A 17,908-nucleotide genomic window follows, 5' to 3' on the forward strand; every position below is an offset into this window, starting at 1 on the left:
AAAGGATGTTTATAGAATGATAACAACTAAATCAGCAGCAGAAACACGTGTCGTTGTCGGTATGTCTGGCGGTGTCGATTCATCTGTTGCGGCACTACTATTAAAAGAACAGGGTTATGAAGTAATCGGGATCTTTATGAAAAACTGGGATGACACGGACGAATTTGGTGTCTGTACCGCAACCGAGGACTACGAAGACGTCATCAGTGTTTGCAATCAAATTGGAATCCCTTATTACGCTGTAAATTTCGAAAAACAATATTGGGATAAAGTCTTTACATATTTCCTTGAAGAATATAAAGCGGGACGAACACCAAATCCCGACGTAATGTGTAACAAAGAAATTAAATTCAAGGCTTTTCTCGAACATGCAATGAGTCTTGGAGCAGATTATTTAGCAACAGGGCACTATGCACAAGTCGTTGAAGTAGATGGCGGCGTTTCGATGCTACGAGGAAAAGATGAAAATAAAGACCAAACCTATTTCTTGAATCAACTTACTCAGGACCAACTGCAAAAAGTCATGTTTCCTATTGGCGCTATGGACAAAAGTTTGGTGCGTGAAAAAGCTGTAGAAGCAGGCCTATCAACGGCAACGAAAAAAGATTCAACTGGTATTTGTTTTATCGGTGAACGGAATTTCAAAGAATTCTTAGGACAATATCTACCTGCGCAACCAGGTGATATGAAAACTATGGATGGTGCATCTATGGGGCGTCATGATGGGCTAATGTATTATACAATCGGACAGCGACATGGTCTTGGTATTGGCGGGGCAGGGGAACCTTGGTTTGTTATCGGGAAAGACTTGAAAACGAACGTTCTTCTGGTCGGTCAAAACTTTCACAATGATGCTCTTTATTCCGATAGTTTGACAGCAATCGACATTAGTTTTTCCACAGTGCGAAAAATGTCGAAAACGTTCAGCTGTACAGCAAAATTTCGTTATCGTCAGCCGGATATAAAAGTAACCGTTGAATTGACTGAAGACGGTAACGCAATCGTCCGATTTGCAGAACCGGTTCGTGCAATAACTCCAGGACAGGCTGTTGTTTTTTATGACGGCGAAGAGTGTCTTGGCGGGGGAACAATAGATACTGTTTTCAAAAATGGAAAACAACTTGAATACGTTGGATAAGGAGAATTTAATTATGGAATACAATGAGATTGGAATTGCTGCACTACAAAAAGGTGAATATGAAAAAGCGGTCGAATCATTTATGCAAGGTGTTGAAAAGGACCCTGAAAATGCGGTCGGTTATATTAATCTTGGGAATGTATTCGCCTCACTAGGGGATGCCGAAAGAGCAGAACCTTTTTTTCAGAAGGCGATTACACTAGATGCGGAGGCTGGCACAGCATATTACGGTCTGGCCAATCTTTATTATAATAAAGAGCGTTTTGAAGAAGCGGCAAAACTATATGAAAAAGCAATTCGTCAAGGTATCGAAGAGGCAGATGTTTATTTCATGCTAGGAAAGAGTCTCGAACGATCGAGTAAAGAAAAATTGGCATTGCCATACCTTCAACGAGCGGCCGAACTGGCACCGAATGATCTTGAAATCAGACTATCCTACGGTATTGTCCTTGCAAATTTGGAGTTGTTTAAAGAATCGGAAAGCGAATTTCTATTTATTCTCGAACAGGATGAGGATAATGCCGATGCTCATTATAATCTAGGATTTTTGTATGCAGTTTCAACAGAAAACAAAGATGATGCCCTTAAGCATCTTGAGAAAGCTTTTACAATCGAACCAGAACATCTACAGGCACGTTATATATTTGACATGATTCAACTGGGTGGAAATAGCAAATAAGAAGGGGTGGCGGTTATGGAAGGGAACAACGCAATGGAATACATGGAAGAAATCTTTCTAATCGGGCGACCGGTCGTAACGATCTTCCATAACCCTGATAGCCTTTTTACGATTGCGAAGTTAAAAGTTCGTGAAACGAATAGTGGGTATGAAGATAAAGAAATTATCGTTAAAGGTAGTTTTCCGCAGTTGAATGCTGAAGATGATTACAAATTCACTGGGAAACTTGTTAATCACCCGACCTACGGTGCTCAGTTTGACGTGCATACGTTTGCGAAAGAGATGCCCGCAACAGAAACAGGGCTTGTCCATTATTTATCGGGCGACTTATTTCCGGGCATTGGGATGAAAACGGCCCAAACAATTGTGAAACAGCTGGGAACAGATGCGATAAAAAAGATTCTTGATAATCCGTCTGTTCTCTCTACTGTTCCAAGGCTATCCGATGAAAAAAAAGAGACACTTGTTTCCGTACTTGAACAAAATATGGGACTCGAACGGACGATTATCCAGTTAAACGACTGGGGATTCGGTCCGCAAATAGCAATGCGGATTTATCAGAAGTATCGGGAAGAAGCGATTTCACAACTTACTGAAAACCCTTATCGACTTATTGAAGAGATTGAAGGCGTAGGTTTCCAACGCGCCGATGAACTTGGGAAAAATCTTGGAATTACGGGAAATCATCCATCGAGGATCAAAGCAGCTATTCTTCACACGATGAATCAGGCAGTGCAATCAGCAGGTCATGTGTTTGTTGAAGCAGAGACAATCTTGCCCGAAGCGAAACGACTATTAGAAATGAGTCAAAGAATAGATATTCAATATTCAGATATTTCCCAGGCAATTATTCAACTTGTTGAAGAAGGTAAGCTGTCTGCAGAGGGAAAAAGACTATACATACCATCCCTTTACTTCTCTGAAATTGGAATCGCAGCTAAACTAGAACGAATTATGGAAAATGATACCGCCGATCAATTCCCTGTGTCTGAAATTAGGAAAGCTGTAGGGGAAGTAGAGGAAAGACTCTCTGTCAATTATGCGGAAACGCAAGTGTCTGCGATTGAAACTGCACTCCATTCACCATTAATGATATTGACGGGTGGTCCTGGAACAGGGAAGACGACTGTGATACGCGGTTTTGTTGAAGTGTATGCTGAATTACATGGGTTGTCACTAGATCCAACAGAATATGCGAAGAAGAAAGAAACATTTCCCATTGTTCTAGCAGCGCCAACCGGACGTGCTGCTAAACGTATGTCCGAATCGACAGGTTTACCCGCTATGACTATTCACCGACTACTTGGGTTTAATGGGTTGGAAAAGGAAGAAGAGACTGAGCGAGAAATTGAAGGACGTCTTATTATCATCGATGAAATGTCGATGGTAGACACATGGCTTGCACATCAGCTATTAAAGGCGCTTGCGAATGATGTTCAACTGTTGTTCGTCGGAGACCAAGATCAGCTACCACCCGTCGGACCCGGACAAGTGCTGCGTGATATGCTGGATTCTGGGAAAGTTCCCGTCGTTGAACTGACTGAAATTTTTCGACAAAGTGAAGGTTCATCAATAATTGAAATGGCACATATGATTAAGCGGTCAGAATGGACAGATGATATTACTAAGAAGACGTCGGATCGTTCTTTTATTAAAGCAAGTAGTGACCGAATTCTTGAAGTTGTAGAACAGGTTGTAAAAAGTGCAATCGTCAAAGGTCATCCTATCAAGGATATTCAAGTACTTGCACCCATGTATCGCGGACCTGCGGGTATTGATGGGTTGAACAAGATGATCCAGGAAATGGTTAATCCGCCTGGACCAAAACGAAAAGAAGTTGTTTTTGGAGAAGCGGTTTACCGGATTGGAGATAAGGTACTACAGCTTGTCAACCAACCTGAGAGTAATGTTTTTAACGGTGATATGGGTGAGGTCATTTCGATTATAAAAGCGAAAGAAACAATTGATAAAAAAGAACTGCTCATCGTATCGTACGATGGAATTGAAGTTACCTATGAACGGAACGACCTTAACCAACTTACACTTGCTTACTGCTGTTCGATCCATAAATCTCAAGGTAGTGAATTTCCAATTGTTATCATGCCAATCGTTCGTGGACATCGTAAAATGTTGCGTCGCAATTTGTTATACACTGGCATCACCCGTGCAAAAAACTTCCTTATTCTCTGTGGAGAACCTGAAGAGTTCAGGACAGGTATAGCTCGGACTGATGAAATGGAGCGTCAGACTACACTGAAAGAGCGTCTTAACGGAAGCGTGATCGAGTCGGAAGTTGAAGAGGATAAGGCTACAGGAATTTCCGATGAGTCCATCGTCAGTCCGACCGATTCTCTGCCGATAACCTACGAACTAACGATGGAAACTTTCATGGCAATTGACCCGCTGATAGGTATGAGGGGTGTAACTCCTTATGAGTTTCTTGAAGCTTCCGATTGACAATTAGACAGAACTTTTCTATAATCCAATTAGAAATGCAGAAGCAGTCGATTCGATTTAATGGAAATAGGACGAACCGGATAAGTGGTGTTTTCCAAGCACACTTGGACAGTCTTATGACTAAGTTTTAAATGGTAATAATATTTGATATGAAACACGTTGACGGAGAAAGTAAACATGTCTGCTTGATCAGAAAGGTGCCCCTTGGCTGAAAGGGTGCTCAAGTAAGAATGTCGAAAAGCTACTCTTGAGTGCAGCTCATCCCTGCCGTCCGCCGCGTTAAGGCAACCAGAGATGCCGGATATATTTGTTTCGGTAATTAGGGTGGTACCGCGAGACTAACATCTTCGTCCCTTTGTTTAGGGGCGGGGATTTTTTTTGTGCTCAAAGAATGTCGGTGTGCAGCGGAGAGATTGAACTTTGTCCCGCCTCTTTGCAGCAGGATGCCGCGCAATATGGCTACTTTCCTTTAGCATTTTGCAGTAAGGTTCTCAAAGTTACAGCAAGAGGCTTACACTACATAACTACACATATTTAATTAACTAGGAGGAAACAATTATGAAAAAGATGTCTTCATCCGAAATACGCAACTTGTTTTTAGAGTATTTTAAGGAGAATGGCCACAGTGTAGAACCGTCCGCTCCACTTGTCCCAATCGATGATGCTTCGTTGCTGTGGATAAACAGCGGTGTGGCAACATTAAAAAAATACTTTGATGGGCGGGTTGTTCCGACGAATCCGCGCATCGTCAATGCACAGAAATCAATTCGAACAAACGATATTGAAAACGTAGGAAAAACAGCTCGCCATCATACATTTTTCGAAATGCTTGGGAACTTCTCGATAGGCGATTACTTTAAAGAAGAGGCGATTGTACGCGCTTGGGAGTTTTTGACGGATGATAAATGGATTGGTTTTGATCCTGAGTTACTGTCTATTACAATTCACCCGGAAGATGAAGAAGCTTATGCGATTTGGCGTGATAAAATTGGTCTTCCTGAAGATCGTATTATTCGTCTTGAAGGGAACTTCTGGGATATCGGAGAAGGCCCAAGTGGACCGAACTCGGAAATATTCTACGATCGTGGGGCTTCTTATGGAGATGACTTCTCAGATCCTGAATTGTATCCAGGAGGGGAAAATGAACGCTACTTAGAAATCTGGAACCTGGTTTTCTCAGAATTTAATCATAATCCGGATAATTCGTATACGCCGCTTCCGAAAAAAAATATTGATACAGGAATGGGACTTGAGCGTCTGGTATCCGTTATCCAGGAAGTTCCGACAAACTTTGACACGGATCTCTTTATGCCGATAATGAATGCGATTGAAAAGGTTTCCGGAGAGACATACCGTGAAGATGAACAAAAAGATATCGCATTCAAAGTGATTGCGGACCATATACGTACAGTCGCTTTCGCAATCGGTGATGGAGCACTCCCGTCCAATGAAGGACGTGGTTACGTACTTAGAAGGCTGCTGCGTAGGGCGGTTCGTTTTGGGAAACAGCTAGGTGTAAACAAGTCATTCATGTTTGAATTAGTTCCAGTCGTAGGTGAAATCATGGAAGACTTCTATCCTGAAGTTACCTTTAAGAAAGATTTCATAATGAAAGTTATTAAAAACGAAGAAGAACGTTTCCATGAAACTTTATCGGATGGAATGGCTATTCTTTCTGGCGTAATTGAAAACGTGAAATTAGCAGGTTCGACGATCGTTGCAGGTACAGATGCATTCCGACTTTATGACACATATGGCTTCCCGTTCGAATTGACAGAAGAACTTGCTGAAGAGGCGGGTGTCACGGTTGATCGAGCTGGATTCGATTTGGAGATGGATAGTCAGCGTAAGCGTGCCCGAGCAGCGCGTCAAGACGTTGACTCGATGAGTGTCCAGTCGGGTGTGCTTGGTGAAATTAATGTGCCTAGTGAATTTGTTGGGTACGATCAACTGCAAAGTGAATCTACAGTTGTCACTCTTTTACAAGAGGGTGTACAAGTAAACAGCGCATCCGAAGGTGACGAAGTTCAGTTCATCTTAGATTCCACGCCGTTCTATGCAGAAAGCGGAGGACAAATTGCGGACAAAGGGATTATTAGTAGCGAATCCTTCATTGCAGATATTAAAAATGTGCAAAAAGCACCGAACGGTCAAAACTTGCATACTGCTATTATTCGTTCCGGTGAATTGAGTAATAATACAAGGGTCGTAGCTGAAGTAAATCAAGCAGCAAGAAAACTTACTGTCAAAAATCATACAGCAACACATCTTCTCCACAAAGCATTGAAAGAAGTACTTGGTATGCACGTTAATCAGGCAGGTTCATACGTAGGACCTGATCGTCTGCGTTTCGATTTCTCACATTTTGGCCAAGTTTCGAAAGAAGAACTTGAGAAGATTGAACAGATTGTCAATGAAAAAATTTGGGAAGACATTGCTGTTGAAATCGCTGAAAGACCAATTGACGAGGCGAAAAAACTCGGTGCAATGGCACTTTTCGGAGAGAAATACGGAAAAGTTGTTCGCGTCGTTTCTGTGGGTAATTACTCATTAGAACTCTGCGGTGGTTGTCATGTTGCCTCAACTTCTGTCATTGGATTGTTTAAAATTGTTTCTGAGAGCGGTATCGGAGCGGGTACCCGTCGAATTGAAGCAGTTACTGGTCAAGAGGCTTATCGGTCATTCAAAGAAGAAGAGGAATTGCTCGTCAATGCAGCAAGCCTTTTAAAATCAAATACGAGAGATATTGTGACAAAGGTAGGTTCGTTACTATCCGACATGAAAGAACTTCAGCGTGAAAATGACTCGTTATCTGCAAAACTTGGCAATAGTCAATTGGCGGACGTCATGACATCGGCACAGCAAATTGAGGATGTTACGGTAATCTCTGCACGTGTGGATGTGAAAGACAACAACGGTCTCCGTCAGATGATGGATGAATTGAAACAGAAGCTATCAAAAGGGGTAATTGTTCTTGGTGCCGCAGTAGACGGAAAAGTGATGCTTGTGTCAGGTGTGACTGAGGATTTAAAATCCGGGAACTATCATGCGGGTAAAATCGTCAATCACGTAGCGACACAATGCGGCGGAAAAGGTGGCGGTCGCCCAGATATGGCTATGGCGGGGGCAAAAGATGTGTCAAAACTTGATGATGCCCTTCATTCCGTGTATGATTATGTCAAATCTGTTTAACTGGAGCGGTAATTCGGTTATACTAAGAAACGGAATGATATCCGATTCGTAAAACGGATGATCTGAAAGCGGGGTGTCTATTATGGAATCATACGACAAGACGATGAAATTCAACTTCCCTGAAGAGTCGATGGAGCAGGAAGTGAAACAGGTCATGCTTCATGTGCACAAGGCACTTGACGAAAAGGGGTACAATCCCATAAACCAGATTGTCGGTTATCTTCTATCGGGCGATCCTGCCTATATACCTCGTCATGAAGATGCTCGTAATCTGATTCGAAAGTTGGAACGTGACGAAATACTGGAAGAACTTGTGAAGTTTTACGTTCGTGAAAACGGGGGCAAAGCGGAGTGAGAACAATGGGATTGGATGTTGGATCCAAAACGGTTGGCATCGCGATCAGTGATGCACTTGGGTGGACAGCCCAAGGCATTGAAACAGTAAAGGTCGATGAAGGTGCTGGCCAGTTTGGCATGGATAGAATCCAACAACTAGTAAATGAGTACGAAGTCAGCGGATTTGTAGTAGGTTTTCCAAAAAACATGAACAATACAGTTGGACCGAGAGGGAAAGCATCTCAAGACTACGCGGAACTACTGAAAGAAACATTCGGCTTTCCTGTAACACTATGGGATGAAAGGCTTACAACGATGGCCGCGGAAAGAGTGCTGATTGATGCGGATGTCAGTCGTAAAAAAAGAAAGTCTGTTATTGATAAGATGGCAGCGATCATGATACTTCAAGGGTATCTTGATTTAAAAAATAGATGAGGTGATCGTAATGGAACACGGACAAGAAACAATGACGATTGTAGATGAAAATGGCGTAGAACACGTATGTGAGGTTATTTTCACATTTGATTCAGAGGAATTTGGTAAATCATATGTACTTTATCATGTACTTGGTGAAGAACCAGAAGATGAAGACGAAGAAATCGAAATTCATGCATCCGCATTTGTACCTTCAGAGGATAACGAAGATGGCGAATTAATGCCAATTGAAGACGATGCTGAGTGGGAAATGATCGAAGAAATGTTGAACACATTCCTTGCAGAAGAGGAAGAAAACGAAGAAGAAGAGTAAATCAGATAGGCACGGACGGGACGGTGCGGTGCAGGCCGTGCCGTTTTTTCATTGAAAACATTAGAGGTTTTCGAACGAAAGAGGTGGATTCCGCATGGATAATGGATCTAAAAAAGATGTCATGTTCGAGCGAATGCGTGAAAAGAAAAAAGAAGCGAAAATAGTTAGAAGGATTGTACTGATAATTGTACTGGTTTTATTGCTAATCGGCCTTATAGGTGGCCGCTTTGCATATAAATACATAACAGAAGGTCTTCAACCTGTCGATCCGGACTCTGAAGAAGTGATTGAAGTTGAAATTCCAATCGGATCTGGTGTCGATTTCATTGCAACTAAGCTCGAAACTTCAGGAATTGTTAAGGATGCGCGTCTGTTTAAATACTACGTTAAGTTTAATAACAACACTCAGTTTCAGGCGGGTACTTATGGCTTAACTAAAGCTATGACACTAGACGAAATTATTGAAAGTCTCAAAACAGGAAAAGTATATCGAGAACCTATTTTTACAATGACGGTTCCGGAAGGTTTGACTTTGAAACAAATTGCGAAAATTGTAGATAAGCAAACTGGTATTTCTGAAAAAGAATTTATGGATTATGTAAGCGATGAAGCAACGATTGATATGTTGATAGGGAAGTATTCGAACATTCTAACAGAAGAGATTCTAGCGGAAAATATTAAATATCCGCTAGAAGGTTATTTGTTCCCAGCGACTTATCCTTTTTATGAAGAAAACCCATCTGTTGCAAAAATTGTCGATACGATGGTACAGGCGACTGCTTTGAATGTAACACCCTATCTGGATTACCTTCAAACTGAAGATAAGTCTGTACACTGGCTTTTAACATTTGCGTCCTTACTGGAAAGAGAAGCAACTGCGAAATCAGACAGGGAGATTATTGCAAGTGTGTTTTACAATCGCTTGGACGATGATATGCTCCTGCAAACGGATCCTACTGTACTTTACGCGCTTGGAGAACACAAGGACCGAGTTCTATACGTGGACTTGGAAAAAGACGATCCTTATAATACCTATGTGTACAAAGGATTGCCGCCAGGTCCGATAGCAGGAGCGGGTACATCCTCTATCGTAGCGGTCATTGAACCAGCGGAAACAGACTACATCTATTTCTTGGCTGATAAAAAAGGTGTTAACCACTTTACGGATTCCTACGACCAGCACTTGAAAAACCGAGATGAATATTTATCAGATAAATGATGGTCTTGAACAGGAGATGAGTGGAATGGATATTTATAAATCTTACATCGCGAGTTTCGCGAAGGAAAAAGAGTCTTTCATCTCTGAAATTGAACAATTCGCTGACGAAAATTATGTGCCAATTATGGATAGTGACGGTATTGACATGTTCATCAGTCTGTTGAGAATTCAAAAACCGGATCGAATCCTTGAAATCGGAAGTGCTATCGGTTATTCTGCAATTCGTATTGCAGCTGCATTACCTAAAGTGTCCATTGTTACAATCGAACGAGACAACGTACGCTTTATGCAAGCAGTTGATTATATTTCGAGAAGTGGTTATTCGGAGCGGATTGCTATTATTGAAGCAGACGCTCTCCTGACAGAAAGTACGGATATCTTCCATCAAGAATACGATGCACTTTTCATCGATGCAGCTAAAGGTCAATATAAACGATTCTTTGAAAAATATGCACCCGTAGTAGCACCAGGTGGAGTTATTTATTGCGATAATATGTTCATGCATGGTATGGTGCTGCACGACGATAAAGATATACCTAAGCGAAATCGAACGATGATACGCAACTTAAAAGAATTTACAAAATGGATTATGGGCAATCCGGAATTTGAAACGTCTTTACTTCCTGTTGGAGACGGACTTTTGATTGCGGTAAAAAAGTAATAGAAAATTAGTCTAGGTCTATCCAAATTTTTAGGATATTCTAATGTGCAAAGGGAGTTTGAAATGAAATCAAGAAAACCTGTCGTCATTGGCATTGCAGGTGGCTCGGGATCGGGAAAAACGAGCGTCACCAATTCAATTTACGAAGTCTTTAAGGAGAACTCTGTCGTCGTCATAGAGCAGGACTATTATTATAAAGATCAGTCCCATCTGCAATTTGAAGAACGGCTGGAAACAAATTATGATCATCCGTTGGCATTTGACACGGATCTATTGATCGACCATGTGAAAACACTATTGGACCGAAAATTCGTTGAGAAACCTGTGTATGATTATTCACTACATACTAGGTCAAAAGAAACCATCCTAATCGAACCAAAAGACGTTATCATTCTTGAAGGGATTTTGGTCCTTGAGGACGAGAGGCTTCGTGACTTGATGGATATAAAGCTATTTGTCGACACAGATGCAGATTTGCGTATTATAAGGCGAATTATGCGAGACATCAATGACCGAGGACGAACGATTGAATCCGTAATTGAACAGTATTTGTCCGTGGTGCGTCTAATGCATAACCAATTCATTGAACCAACGAAGAGATATGCGGATATAATTATCCCAGAAGGCGGTCATAATGAGGTCGCAATTGATTTAATGGTTACAAAAATAAAAACAATTCTTGAATCTGGCAAGGAATTGTAATATGATGATGACAGAATTCTATATAGATTAGGACTATGTCACATATAACTCGATGGAGTGGCATAGTATTTTTATGAACAGGAATATAGGGAGTGGTGTGTTTATGGTTACAGAAAAGAAATTTCCAATGACAGTATCAGGTAAACAAAAGCTTGAAGAAGAACTTGACTTTTTAAAATCGGTTAAACGAAAAGAAGTTGTCGAGCGTATAAAAATCGCGCGCAGTCACGGCGATCTCTCAGAGAACTCTGAGTATGATTCGGCAAAAGAGGATCAGGGCTTCCTAGAAGGGAAAATTTCATCTTTGGAGTCGATGATTCGCAATGCTGTAATCATCACAGCAGACGAATTGAATACTGATGAAGTACGCCTTGGCACAACAGTTTCTTTTAAAGAACTGCCAGACGGAGATGAAGAGACTTATACGATTGTCGGTTCTGCTGAAGCAAATCCGATTGAAGGTCTTATTTCAAACGATTCGCCGATTGCAAAAGGACTTATTGGACGTTCTAAAGGCGATGAAGTTAGAATTAATACACCAGGTGGAGAAATGACAGTTACAATATTAGACATAAAATGATTTGCCGATAGCCGCCTTCTACATGAGGGCGGTTTTCGTGCTTAAGGAACATGTTTTCTGGAAAATCGTCTAATACATAATTAGAATAACTAAAAATTTAATGGGAGTTGATTTGCGTATGACTGAACGGGAGCCTGACTTTTCCAGGATTGAACGTAAAAAAGGACGCAAACGTACAAATAGGACGTTAAATATTTTGATTGCGGTTGTTGTTTTGTTAATTGGTATTACTGCCTCCACCATTTTCCTTGGCAATAATAACGAGAAGCAAGCTGATGAAAAAGAAGTCACTAATACGGAAACCAATGACAATCTCTCTGAAGGAGATAATAAAGCTGAAGACAAGGACAAAACGGATGAAACAAATAAAACTGATTCATCAACTGACACAGAATCAGGGGAATCGGAAGAAGCTACTGTGAGTGATGATGTAGAAAACAGTGAAGAAAGCAGCGAAGAGTCGGGAACGGTCACTTATGGTCCGTCTGACGATAAAATCATTGCTGAGACCGTTGTTAATACTGCTTGGAAACCAATCGGTACAACACAAACGGGTGTTCATACATCGATGTATGATGGGAAATCGGTAGATTGGAATGAAAAAAAACAAGCCCTTGCATATGCAACTGGTTTATCTGAAAACGAAATGATTTTCAAAAAGATTAAGAACGGTGGAGGTCCTCAGAAATCTATAGGAATCGTTTCTTCTAAAGATGGTTCAGAGAAATACCGTGTCTATCTCGAATGGGTAGATGAACAAGGATGGAAACCAGTGCAAATGGATAAATTAACGACATTGGAATTTGATTATTAATTTAAATTATCGTTTTTAGTGGAGGGATTATATGAAAATAGCAGTGATTGGTGCAATGGAAGAAGAAGTGGAACTATTACGTGGAGAAATTACCTCGGTGATCGAAACGACGATTGCAGGATGTGAATTCAGCGAGGGTGAAATCGGTAATCATCAGGTTGTTCTAGTGAAAAGTGGGATTGGAAAAGTAAATGCCGCAATTGCAACAACTATTTTACTAAATAAATTTAAACCGGATGTCGTACTTAACACGGGCTCAGCTGGGGGATTCCACGAGTCACTTGAAGTAGGAACCGTAGTGATTTCAAATGAAGTCCGTCACCACGATGTCGATGTGACCGCATTCGGCTATGAACTTGGACAAGTTCCGGGTCAGCCTGCTGCATACAGTGCAGACTTGAAACTAGTTGAAGTTGCTAGGGCTGCCGTTGAGGAGTTAGGGCAGCATGCACACGCAACCGGACTTATCGCGTCTGGAGACACGTTCATGAGTGATGCAGAGCATGTTAGAAAAGTGAAGGAACAGTTTCCTCTAATGATTGCCGCTGAAATGGAGGCTTCTGCTGTGGCACAAGTTTGCCATCAGTTCGATACTCCTTTTGTGGTCATTCGTGCGCTATCAGATATTGCAGGAAAAGAATCATCAGTCACTTTCGATGAGTTCCTCCCTGTTGCAGCACGTCATTCAACGGATATTGTTTTAAAAGTCCTATCGAAACTTTAGGCATTACGTGGTAAGATAGGTACATGAAAAGATTTTGTATATGTTTCTTTCAAGGAGGGATTCAACAATGTTGATTTTAATGGCAGGCGTTTTTATCGTATCAACAATCATTGCAGTCATCATCTCCCGTGAGGTTAGCGCGGATTGATCTGTAATCGAAGAGGCGTTTCCAATGCTGGGATCACTCCCGCATGGAAACGCCTTTTCTTTATTGATGAGGAAATTCTTGTGCTATTCTTCGTTGTCTAGCTCCAGGCGCCAGCTCCTCGAGTCGCTTTAGTCTTGCTGAGAAGGCAAAGGACGCCTTATCATCAAGCCCTCAGCGCTTTTCGGGGCTGTGCTGCGCCCTTCCGCTTTTCATGTTGTCTAGCTTCAGGCGCCAACTCCTCGGGACATAAGTCAGTTCGGCTATGCGGCACAGAGCGCCGCTCCGCCGACCTGTCTTATGCCTGTCGGAGCTGTGCGGCGCCTTACGCCTTTCTCGACATCATTCGTTGTATTCGTGTTTGAATAACTGGTACAATTTTACGATTGCGCGTTTTTCTATTCGGGAGACGTAGCTCCTTGAAATGTCGAGTTGTTCTGCGATTTCTTTTTGCGTCATTGGCTTATCATCGAGAAGACCGTAACGTCTTTGAATGATTTCAAGTTCACGGCCATCCAGTTTACCAAGGTGTCTATACAGCCTTTCTTTTCGTTCTTTCTGCTCGACTGCGTCAATCGGGGATTCATCATCCGTTTGCAGCAAATCAGCAATTTGTAATGATTGACCATCTTTATCCATGCCGATCGGATCGAAAAGTGAAACGTCTTTTTGCACTTTTTTCTGCGTTCGTAAATACATGAGTATTTCGATTCTAAAGACAAGGGGGGCGTGTGTCAAGTCCATCAATTTGAGGTTGCACCGACGCCACATCAAAAGCTTGCCCCCGAAAAGGTACAACCTAGTTATTGGAAACGTAATATTAGAGTTTGCCGCCGTACGATTACGATGTCCTTAGAATCCCGTGCGGTCGTTGTAAGCGGCTTTCCCGATTTATGAACTATGACATAGGGAAGGTGGTTGTCGCTTGACACGGTTCATTCTGAATGGTAATCTCGATGCTTTACGGAATGTATCGGTTGGCAACGGAAAGTTTCGGATGCTTCGATAAATTAATTGTTGAATTATCGTTGTAATGGACGTACTCAGTTGAATTGTGTTATAAGAACATAAAATCATCTGCAAGTTGCCGAAGACCATTGCGGGGCTTGACGCTTCATCACTCTTCTATCGAGTGAAAGCTTTTACCTATGATTGCGTGGATAGAATAAAATTGAATATGTGAGTGTAACCGTTGCGTTACTCGGTAATGAGGGGTTGTAACCGTTGCGTTACTCGGGGGATAGTAACCTATGCGTTACATGAACTACAAAGTTCTTAGTTCTTTAACTAAAAAGAACTTAAAAGAAAGAGATAGTACGAAGTACCAAGAACGAAGTTCATGAACAAAGTGAATCAGTTCAAAAGAAAGAGCAATTCAAAACATCGAATCTTTCATGAAAAGGACATTCATTCAAGAATCGAGCAATGATGCAAGGTTTGAATAAGTTCATAACATTTGAATCAAGTACCAACATTTGAAACGAAGTATTAGTAATTGTCGAATCTATAAAAGAAGCGAATACATAAGAAAAGAAGATTCCGTCCCCGCCGCCGATTCCATACTTTCAAATTGTCGGATGCACAAAAACATATTCGTTCCGTTACCACGACGGATTGACATAGCTTTCCCTTCGAAAATTGCGGTTGCCTTCATTGGTAATCGCTTTTTTATTTGTCTTCATGCTTGTTATACACACGTTTACTACAGTTGAGTATTAAGAGCGGTATTTCATAACGGGGGATACGCTCAAAACTGAATAGTGTTGCCGTCCAAGTCGATTTGACCATCGAGAATGCGATTACCTTCATGGGTAGTCGTCTTTTTATTTGGTAATTAATTTGTTCAGGACAACGCTTATCTAAAAGGGGGTTTTACAGATGGACGGATTTATTTTGAAAGCATTACGCATGAACTTAGATTTGCAACAGCGGATTTCGCAAGTGAAGTCGGGGTCAAACAACAAATGATTTCGGCGATTGAGAAAGGAATTCGACCACTGTCCGACCGATTGGAGCAACGTATCATTCAACGCTTCAACGTCACGCAAGAAGAAATCGACACAATCAAAGCATTGAAGAATTTACGTCGTGGTATCGAAAGTTAATGGCGTATTACGATAAATGCGAACAGGAAACAGTAATTGTCTTCGAAGCCGAAACGAAGCTATGGGATATCTACACGACCGTTCCAAAACACATTAGAAGACTCCAAAATTGCCCTATACAGTCGTTTTTAGAGGTTGAAAAGGATTCGGAGGGTGTTTGTATAGCTTATCGAATCAAGGTCGAGAAATTGCCACATGCGGCATTATTCAATAGGTAAAACAGTCGGTGAGGATTGATATGTCGTTTAGAACATTTGGTCAATCTTATGTAATGGTTGATATAGCACACAATTGTCTTGCATACATGATAGGTTGTGCGATTGATGTTAGTGTCGGAGAAGGTTCGAAGATATTGATGACCACATTCAAGCTATCAGTGCAGGAACGACGCCTTCCGAAATGACCGTTGAAGTCAAAATAAATCTATCCGCATATTCTGAAGTCAACATTTCGGAAATCACGAGTCAATCTGATATAAATAAAAACGGATGGGATTATTTGTCACGGGGAAAATTCACCCGAATGGTGCGGGTTTCTTTGGATACGTCAGTAGATAATTCGTGGCTGATGGAGTCTATTCGGATATTCCGCTTGGATTGCTCGGGATATAAATTGATGCTATACTTTACACAATTCAGATAAGGGGGAAACATATATGAAAATAAAATATTTAGTTGGAACGGCTATTGTAGGAATCGCAATATTTGTCGGGGTGAATAAGTTCGGTGAAACGAAAGTAAGTCTTGCGGAGGATACTGGCGGCGGCAATGAAACGGAAGTCTTGGATGTTCAAGATGTGGACGATGTGTCGACAACGAACGTACCCGAAGCGGTCGCCGACGCATACACCCAATGGGCTTCGAAAAAGCTCGATATGCTTTCCAATCCGTTGGATGACCCTTCATTGAAGGAAACGAATAATGATGAAGGATATGAAATTTACTTGAAGTCACAAAAAGTTTTGGATTCGTATCATGAGATATACAGAGATTTGCCCAAGGAATACGAAGAACGATTCGAACGAATATATAATGCAACGTCTTTTATTGCACATCTTCAATTTGTAAGAACGGCGCATCTTGATCAAGAAGGGCAAGCGATTGAAGACACGTCACGTTCCGCCCAATGGAAGCCGACCCACGACGACACATTTGAAGCGTTCGAAGATATGAAGAAAGCTATTACCGAAGTAGCTAACAATCAAGCCGTATCCAAACCCAAAAGCGATTTCGAAGGGAACGACCACGTGAATATTGAAGATATTGATATGAAGGATTGGAATGTTGAACATACTGAATTTAGAACGCTCGAATCTTTCGTGAATGAAACTTCGGTGAATTGGAAGGAAGGTTCGGTATATCGTGAATTATATGCACCCGCCGACGACACACTCGCAAGTTCAACGGTTGCAAATGTGAACTACTTCAAAGATGAAATCAAGGATTTGGGAATGACCAAGGATTTTGACGAATTGCAATTGTTGGCATTTGAAATCATGCAAAACAAAAAACAAGAAGGCGACTATGCAGGACAGTTGAAAAGATTCGGTGAAAAATGGGAAGTCATAGTGTCGAAGATGTAAACAGAAACAGGTTGTGAACGACCTCGACGTTACGGTCAATCATAGCGGCGAAGGCGAAACGTTTGGCGTGACCCATCTAATGAACGGCGACAAGGTTTCCGAAATGGAATCATTTACATAAGTGGAATAACGAAGAAGGCGGCGAAGTAAATTCGTCGTCTTTTCTTTATAAAGTAAAAATGGGGGAAATCAACATGAAGAACTGTACGAAGTGTAAGGAAGTAAAGTCTATCGACGAATTCGGATTCAATCGAGCGGCAACGAAGGACGGACGAAACCAACGTTGTAAACCTTGCGTGAACCTTATGCAACGAAAGCGGAACAAGTTTCCCAACGTTAAAATTTACAATACGAATAAAGGACATCGACGCCGTGCAATGGAACAATCACTTCCGAGCGATATGAAAGACAACGATTTGGCGGGAATCTTGGAGCGGTTCGGGGGTCGTTGCTTCCTTACGGGGTCTATTGACGTATCGGTTGACCATGTGATTCCCTTCGCCACTGGACACGGTGGGCATAACGTCGGGAACGTCCTTCCATTGGATAAAACGATGAACATATCACGACAAGATAAAAATATCTTCGATTGGTTCGATTCACTTAGACCCACACATGCAATGTATTTACGATTCGACGAAGCGATTGAATATATAGCGGAATTAAACGGCGTGACGTTTGACGAATATTGGGAGTTTGCTTATTGGACAGACGAAAACCGCAGAACGTTGGAAGAAGTGCAAGCCGATTCTCGACCAAGCGTTGACATTTGGAAGGAATCGAAGAATTGAAGCATTCGCCACGGTCAACCGCTAGGGACATAATG

17 protein-coding genes and 1 pseudogene are annotated in these 17,908 nt (G+C 41.6%); 17 read left to right on the forward strand and 1 reads right to left on the reverse strand.

From position 1 onward, the window contains the following. Window positions 1-16: 16 nt before the first annotated feature. The 13 genes from mnmA (at window position 17) to mtnN (ending at window position 13,250) form a co-directional block, all read left to right on the forward strand. A complete protein-coding gene (gene mnmA, locus AC25Y5_RS09320) occupies window positions 17-1,138 on the forward strand; it encodes a tRNA 2-thiouridine(34) synthase MnmA (protein ID WP_488140040.1) in 1,122 nt (373 codons plus the stop codon). Window positions 1,139-1,151: 13 nt separating this feature from the next. Then, window positions 1,152-1,817 carry a tetratricopeptide repeat protein gene (locus AC25Y5_RS09325; RefSeq protein ID WP_482100813.1) on the forward strand — a complete coding sequence of 222 codons (666 nt, stop codon included), beginning with the start codon at window positions 1,152-1,154 and terminating at the stop codon, window positions 1,815-1,817. 15 nt (window positions 1,818-1,832) lie between these two features. Then, on the forward strand, window positions 1,833-4,274 hold the full coding sequence (gene recD2, locus AC25Y5_RS09330) for an SF1B family DNA helicase RecD2 (protein ID WP_488140041.1): 2,442 nt from the start codon (window positions 1,833-1,835) through the stop codon (window positions 4,272-4,274). Window positions 4,275-4,832: 558 nt separating this feature from the next. Next, a complete protein-coding gene (gene alaS, locus AC25Y5_RS09335; protein WP_488140042.1) occupies window positions 4,833-7,466 on the forward strand; it encodes an alanine--tRNA ligase in 2,634 nt (877 codons plus the stop codon). Window positions 7,467-7,548: 82 nt separating this feature from the next. Further along, window positions 7,549-7,821 (forward strand): IreB family regulatory phosphoprotein, encoded by a 273-nt coding sequence (locus AC25Y5_RS09340; protein WP_482100810.1) that lies wholly within the window; start codon window positions 7,549-7,551, stop codon window positions 7,819-7,821. Beyond that, on the forward strand, window positions 7,818-8,237 hold the full coding sequence (gene ruvX, locus AC25Y5_RS09345; protein ID WP_482100809.1) for a Holliday junction resolvase RuvX: 420 nt from the start codon (window positions 7,818-7,820) through the stop codon (window positions 8,235-8,237). Before AC25Y5_RS09340 ends, ruvX begins: the two co-directional genes overlap by 4 nt. Window positions 8,238-8,247: 10 nt before the next feature. Then, window positions 8,248-8,550, forward strand: a complete 303-nt coding sequence (locus AC25Y5_RS09350; protein ID WP_482100808.1) for a DUF1292 domain-containing protein — start codon at window positions 8,248-8,250, stop codon at window positions 8,548-8,550. Window positions 8,551-8,644: 94 nt separating this feature from the next. Further along, on the forward strand, window positions 8,645-9,769 hold the full coding sequence (mltG, locus tag AC25Y5_RS09355; RefSeq protein WP_488140043.1) for an endolytic transglycosylase MltG: 1,125 nt from the start codon (window positions 8,645-8,647) through the stop codon (window positions 9,767-9,769). A 25-nt stretch (window positions 9,770-9,794) separates the two neighbouring features. Beyond that, window positions 9,795-10,430, forward strand: coding sequence for an O-methyltransferase (locus AC25Y5_RS09360; protein WP_488140044.1), 636 nt, complete (start codon window positions 9,795-9,797; stop codon window positions 10,428-10,430). Window positions 10,431-10,493: 63 nt separating this feature from the next. Next, window positions 10,494-11,132, forward strand: coding sequence for a uridine kinase (gene udk, locus AC25Y5_RS09365; RefSeq protein WP_488140045.1), 639 nt, complete (start codon window positions 10,494-10,496; stop codon window positions 11,130-11,132). Window positions 11,133-11,235: 103 nt separating this feature from the next. After that, the gene (greA, locus tag AC25Y5_RS09370) at window positions 11,236-11,712 is read left to right on the forward strand and encodes a transcription elongation factor GreA (protein ID WP_482100804.1); all 477 of its coding nucleotides are present in this window, start codon (window positions 11,236-11,238) and stop codon (window positions 11,710-11,712) included. Between the two features lie 118 nt (window positions 11,713-11,830). Further along, window positions 11,831-12,526 (forward strand): YrrS family protein, encoded by a 696-nt coding sequence (locus AC25Y5_RS09375; RefSeq protein ID WP_488140046.1) that lies wholly within the window; start codon window positions 11,831-11,833, stop codon window positions 12,524-12,526. Window positions 12,527-12,557: 31 nt separating this feature from the next. Further along, window positions 12,558-13,250: a 5'-methylthioadenosine/S-adenosylhomocysteine nucleosidase gene (mtnN, locus tag AC25Y5_RS09380; RefSeq protein WP_482100802.1), complete on the forward strand. Its 693-nt coding sequence runs from the start codon at window positions 12,558-12,560 to the stop codon at window positions 13,248-13,250. Window positions 13,251-13,737: 487 nt separating this feature from the next. Here mtnN and AC25Y5_RS09385 read toward each other — a convergent pair. Beyond that, window positions 13,738-14,106 (reverse strand): annotated as a pseudogene (locus AC25Y5_RS09385) (sigma-70 family RNA polymerase sigma factor); the annotation flags it as partial. A 1,253-nt stretch (window positions 14,107-15,359) separates the two neighbouring features. Between AC25Y5_RS09385 and AC25Y5_RS09390 the strand changes: the two are divergent. The 4 genes from AC25Y5_RS09390 to AC25Y5_RS09405 all read left to right on the forward strand — a co-directional run bounded on the left by AC25Y5_RS09390 (window position 15,360) and on the right by AC25Y5_RS09405 (window position 17,873). Then, window positions 15,360-15,500 carry a hypothetical protein gene (locus AC25Y5_RS09390; protein ID WP_488140047.1) on the forward strand — a complete coding sequence of 47 codons (141 nt, stop codon included), beginning with the start codon at window positions 15,360-15,362 and terminating at the stop codon, window positions 15,498-15,500. Between the two features lie 238 nt (window positions 15,501-15,738). Continuing rightward, complete coding sequence (locus AC25Y5_RS09395; RefSeq protein ID WP_488140048.1) at window positions 15,739-15,903, forward strand: hypothetical protein; 165 nt, start codon at window positions 15,739-15,741, stop codon at window positions 15,901-15,903. 252 nt (window positions 15,904-16,155) lie between these two features. After that, window positions 16,156-17,082, forward strand: coding sequence for a hypothetical protein (locus tag AC25Y5_RS09400; RefSeq protein ID WP_488140049.1), 927 nt, complete (start codon window positions 16,156-16,158; stop codon window positions 17,080-17,082). A gap of 194 nt (window positions 17,083-17,276) precedes the next feature. Next, window positions 17,277-17,873 carry a hypothetical protein gene (locus AC25Y5_RS09405; protein WP_488140050.1) on the forward strand — a complete coding sequence of 199 codons (597 nt, stop codon included), beginning with the start codon at window positions 17,277-17,279 and terminating at the stop codon, window positions 17,871-17,873. Window positions 17,874-17,908 lie beyond the last annotated feature (35 nt).

This window comes from Sporosarcina sp. Y1011 (assembly GCF_057669885.1).

Excerpts from the sequence above, each read along its gene's own strand:
- mnmA (WP_488140040.1), top strand. The coding sequence starts at position 17 with ATGATAACAACTAAATCAGCAGCAGAAACACGTGTCGTTGTCGGTATG.
- AC25Y5_RS09325 (WP_482100813.1), top strand. The coding sequence starts at position 1,152 with ATGGAATACAATGAGATTGGAATTGCTGCACTACAAAAAGGTGAATAT.
- recD2 (WP_488140041.1), top strand. The coding sequence starts at position 1,833 with ATGGAAGGGAACAACGCAATGGAATACATGGAAGAAATCTTTCTAATC.
- alaS (WP_488140042.1), top strand. The coding sequence starts at position 4,833 with ATGAAAAAGATGTCTTCATCCGAAATACGCAACTTGTTTTTAGAGTAT.
- AC25Y5_RS09340 (WP_482100810.1), top strand. The coding sequence starts at position 7,549 with ATGGAATCATACGACAAGACGATGAAATTCAACTTCCCTGAAGAGTCG.
- AC25Y5_RS09350 (WP_482100808.1), top strand. The coding sequence starts at position 8,248 with ATGGAACACGGACAAGAAACAATGACGATTGTAGATGAAAATGGCGTA.
- mltG (WP_488140043.1), top strand. The coding sequence starts at position 8,645 with ATGGATAATGGATCTAAAAAAGATGTCATGTTCGAGCGAATGCGTGAA.
- AC25Y5_RS09360 (WP_488140044.1), top strand. The coding sequence starts at position 9,795 with ATGGATATTTATAAATCTTACATCGCGAGTTTCGCGAAGGAAAAAGAG.
- udk (WP_488140045.1), top strand. The coding sequence starts at position 10,494 with ATGAAATCAAGAAAACCTGTCGTCATTGGCATTGCAGGTGGCTCGGGA.
- greA (WP_482100804.1), top strand. The coding sequence starts at position 11,236 with ATGGTTACAGAAAAGAAATTTCCAATGACAGTATCAGGTAAACAAAAG.
- AC25Y5_RS09375 (WP_488140046.1), top strand. The coding sequence starts at position 11,831 with ATGACTGAACGGGAGCCTGACTTTTCCAGGATTGAACGTAAAAAAGGA.
- mtnN (WP_482100802.1), top strand. The coding sequence starts at position 12,558 with ATGAAAATAGCAGTGATTGGTGCAATGGAAGAAGAAGTGGAACTATTA.
- AC25Y5_RS09390 (WP_488140047.1), top strand. The coding sequence starts at position 15,360 with ATGATTTCGGCGATTGAGAAAGGAATTCGACCACTGTCCGACCGATTG.
- AC25Y5_RS09395 (WP_488140048.1), top strand. The coding sequence starts at position 15,739 with ATGTCGTTTAGAACATTTGGTCAATCTTATGTAATGGTTGATATAGCA.
- AC25Y5_RS09400 (WP_488140049.1), top strand. The coding sequence starts at position 16,156 with ATGAAAATAAAATATTTAGTTGGAACGGCTATTGTAGGAATCGCAATA.
- AC25Y5_RS09405 (WP_488140050.1), top strand. The coding sequence starts at position 17,277 with ATGAAGAACTGTACGAAGTGTAAGGAAGTAAAGTCTATCGACGAATTC.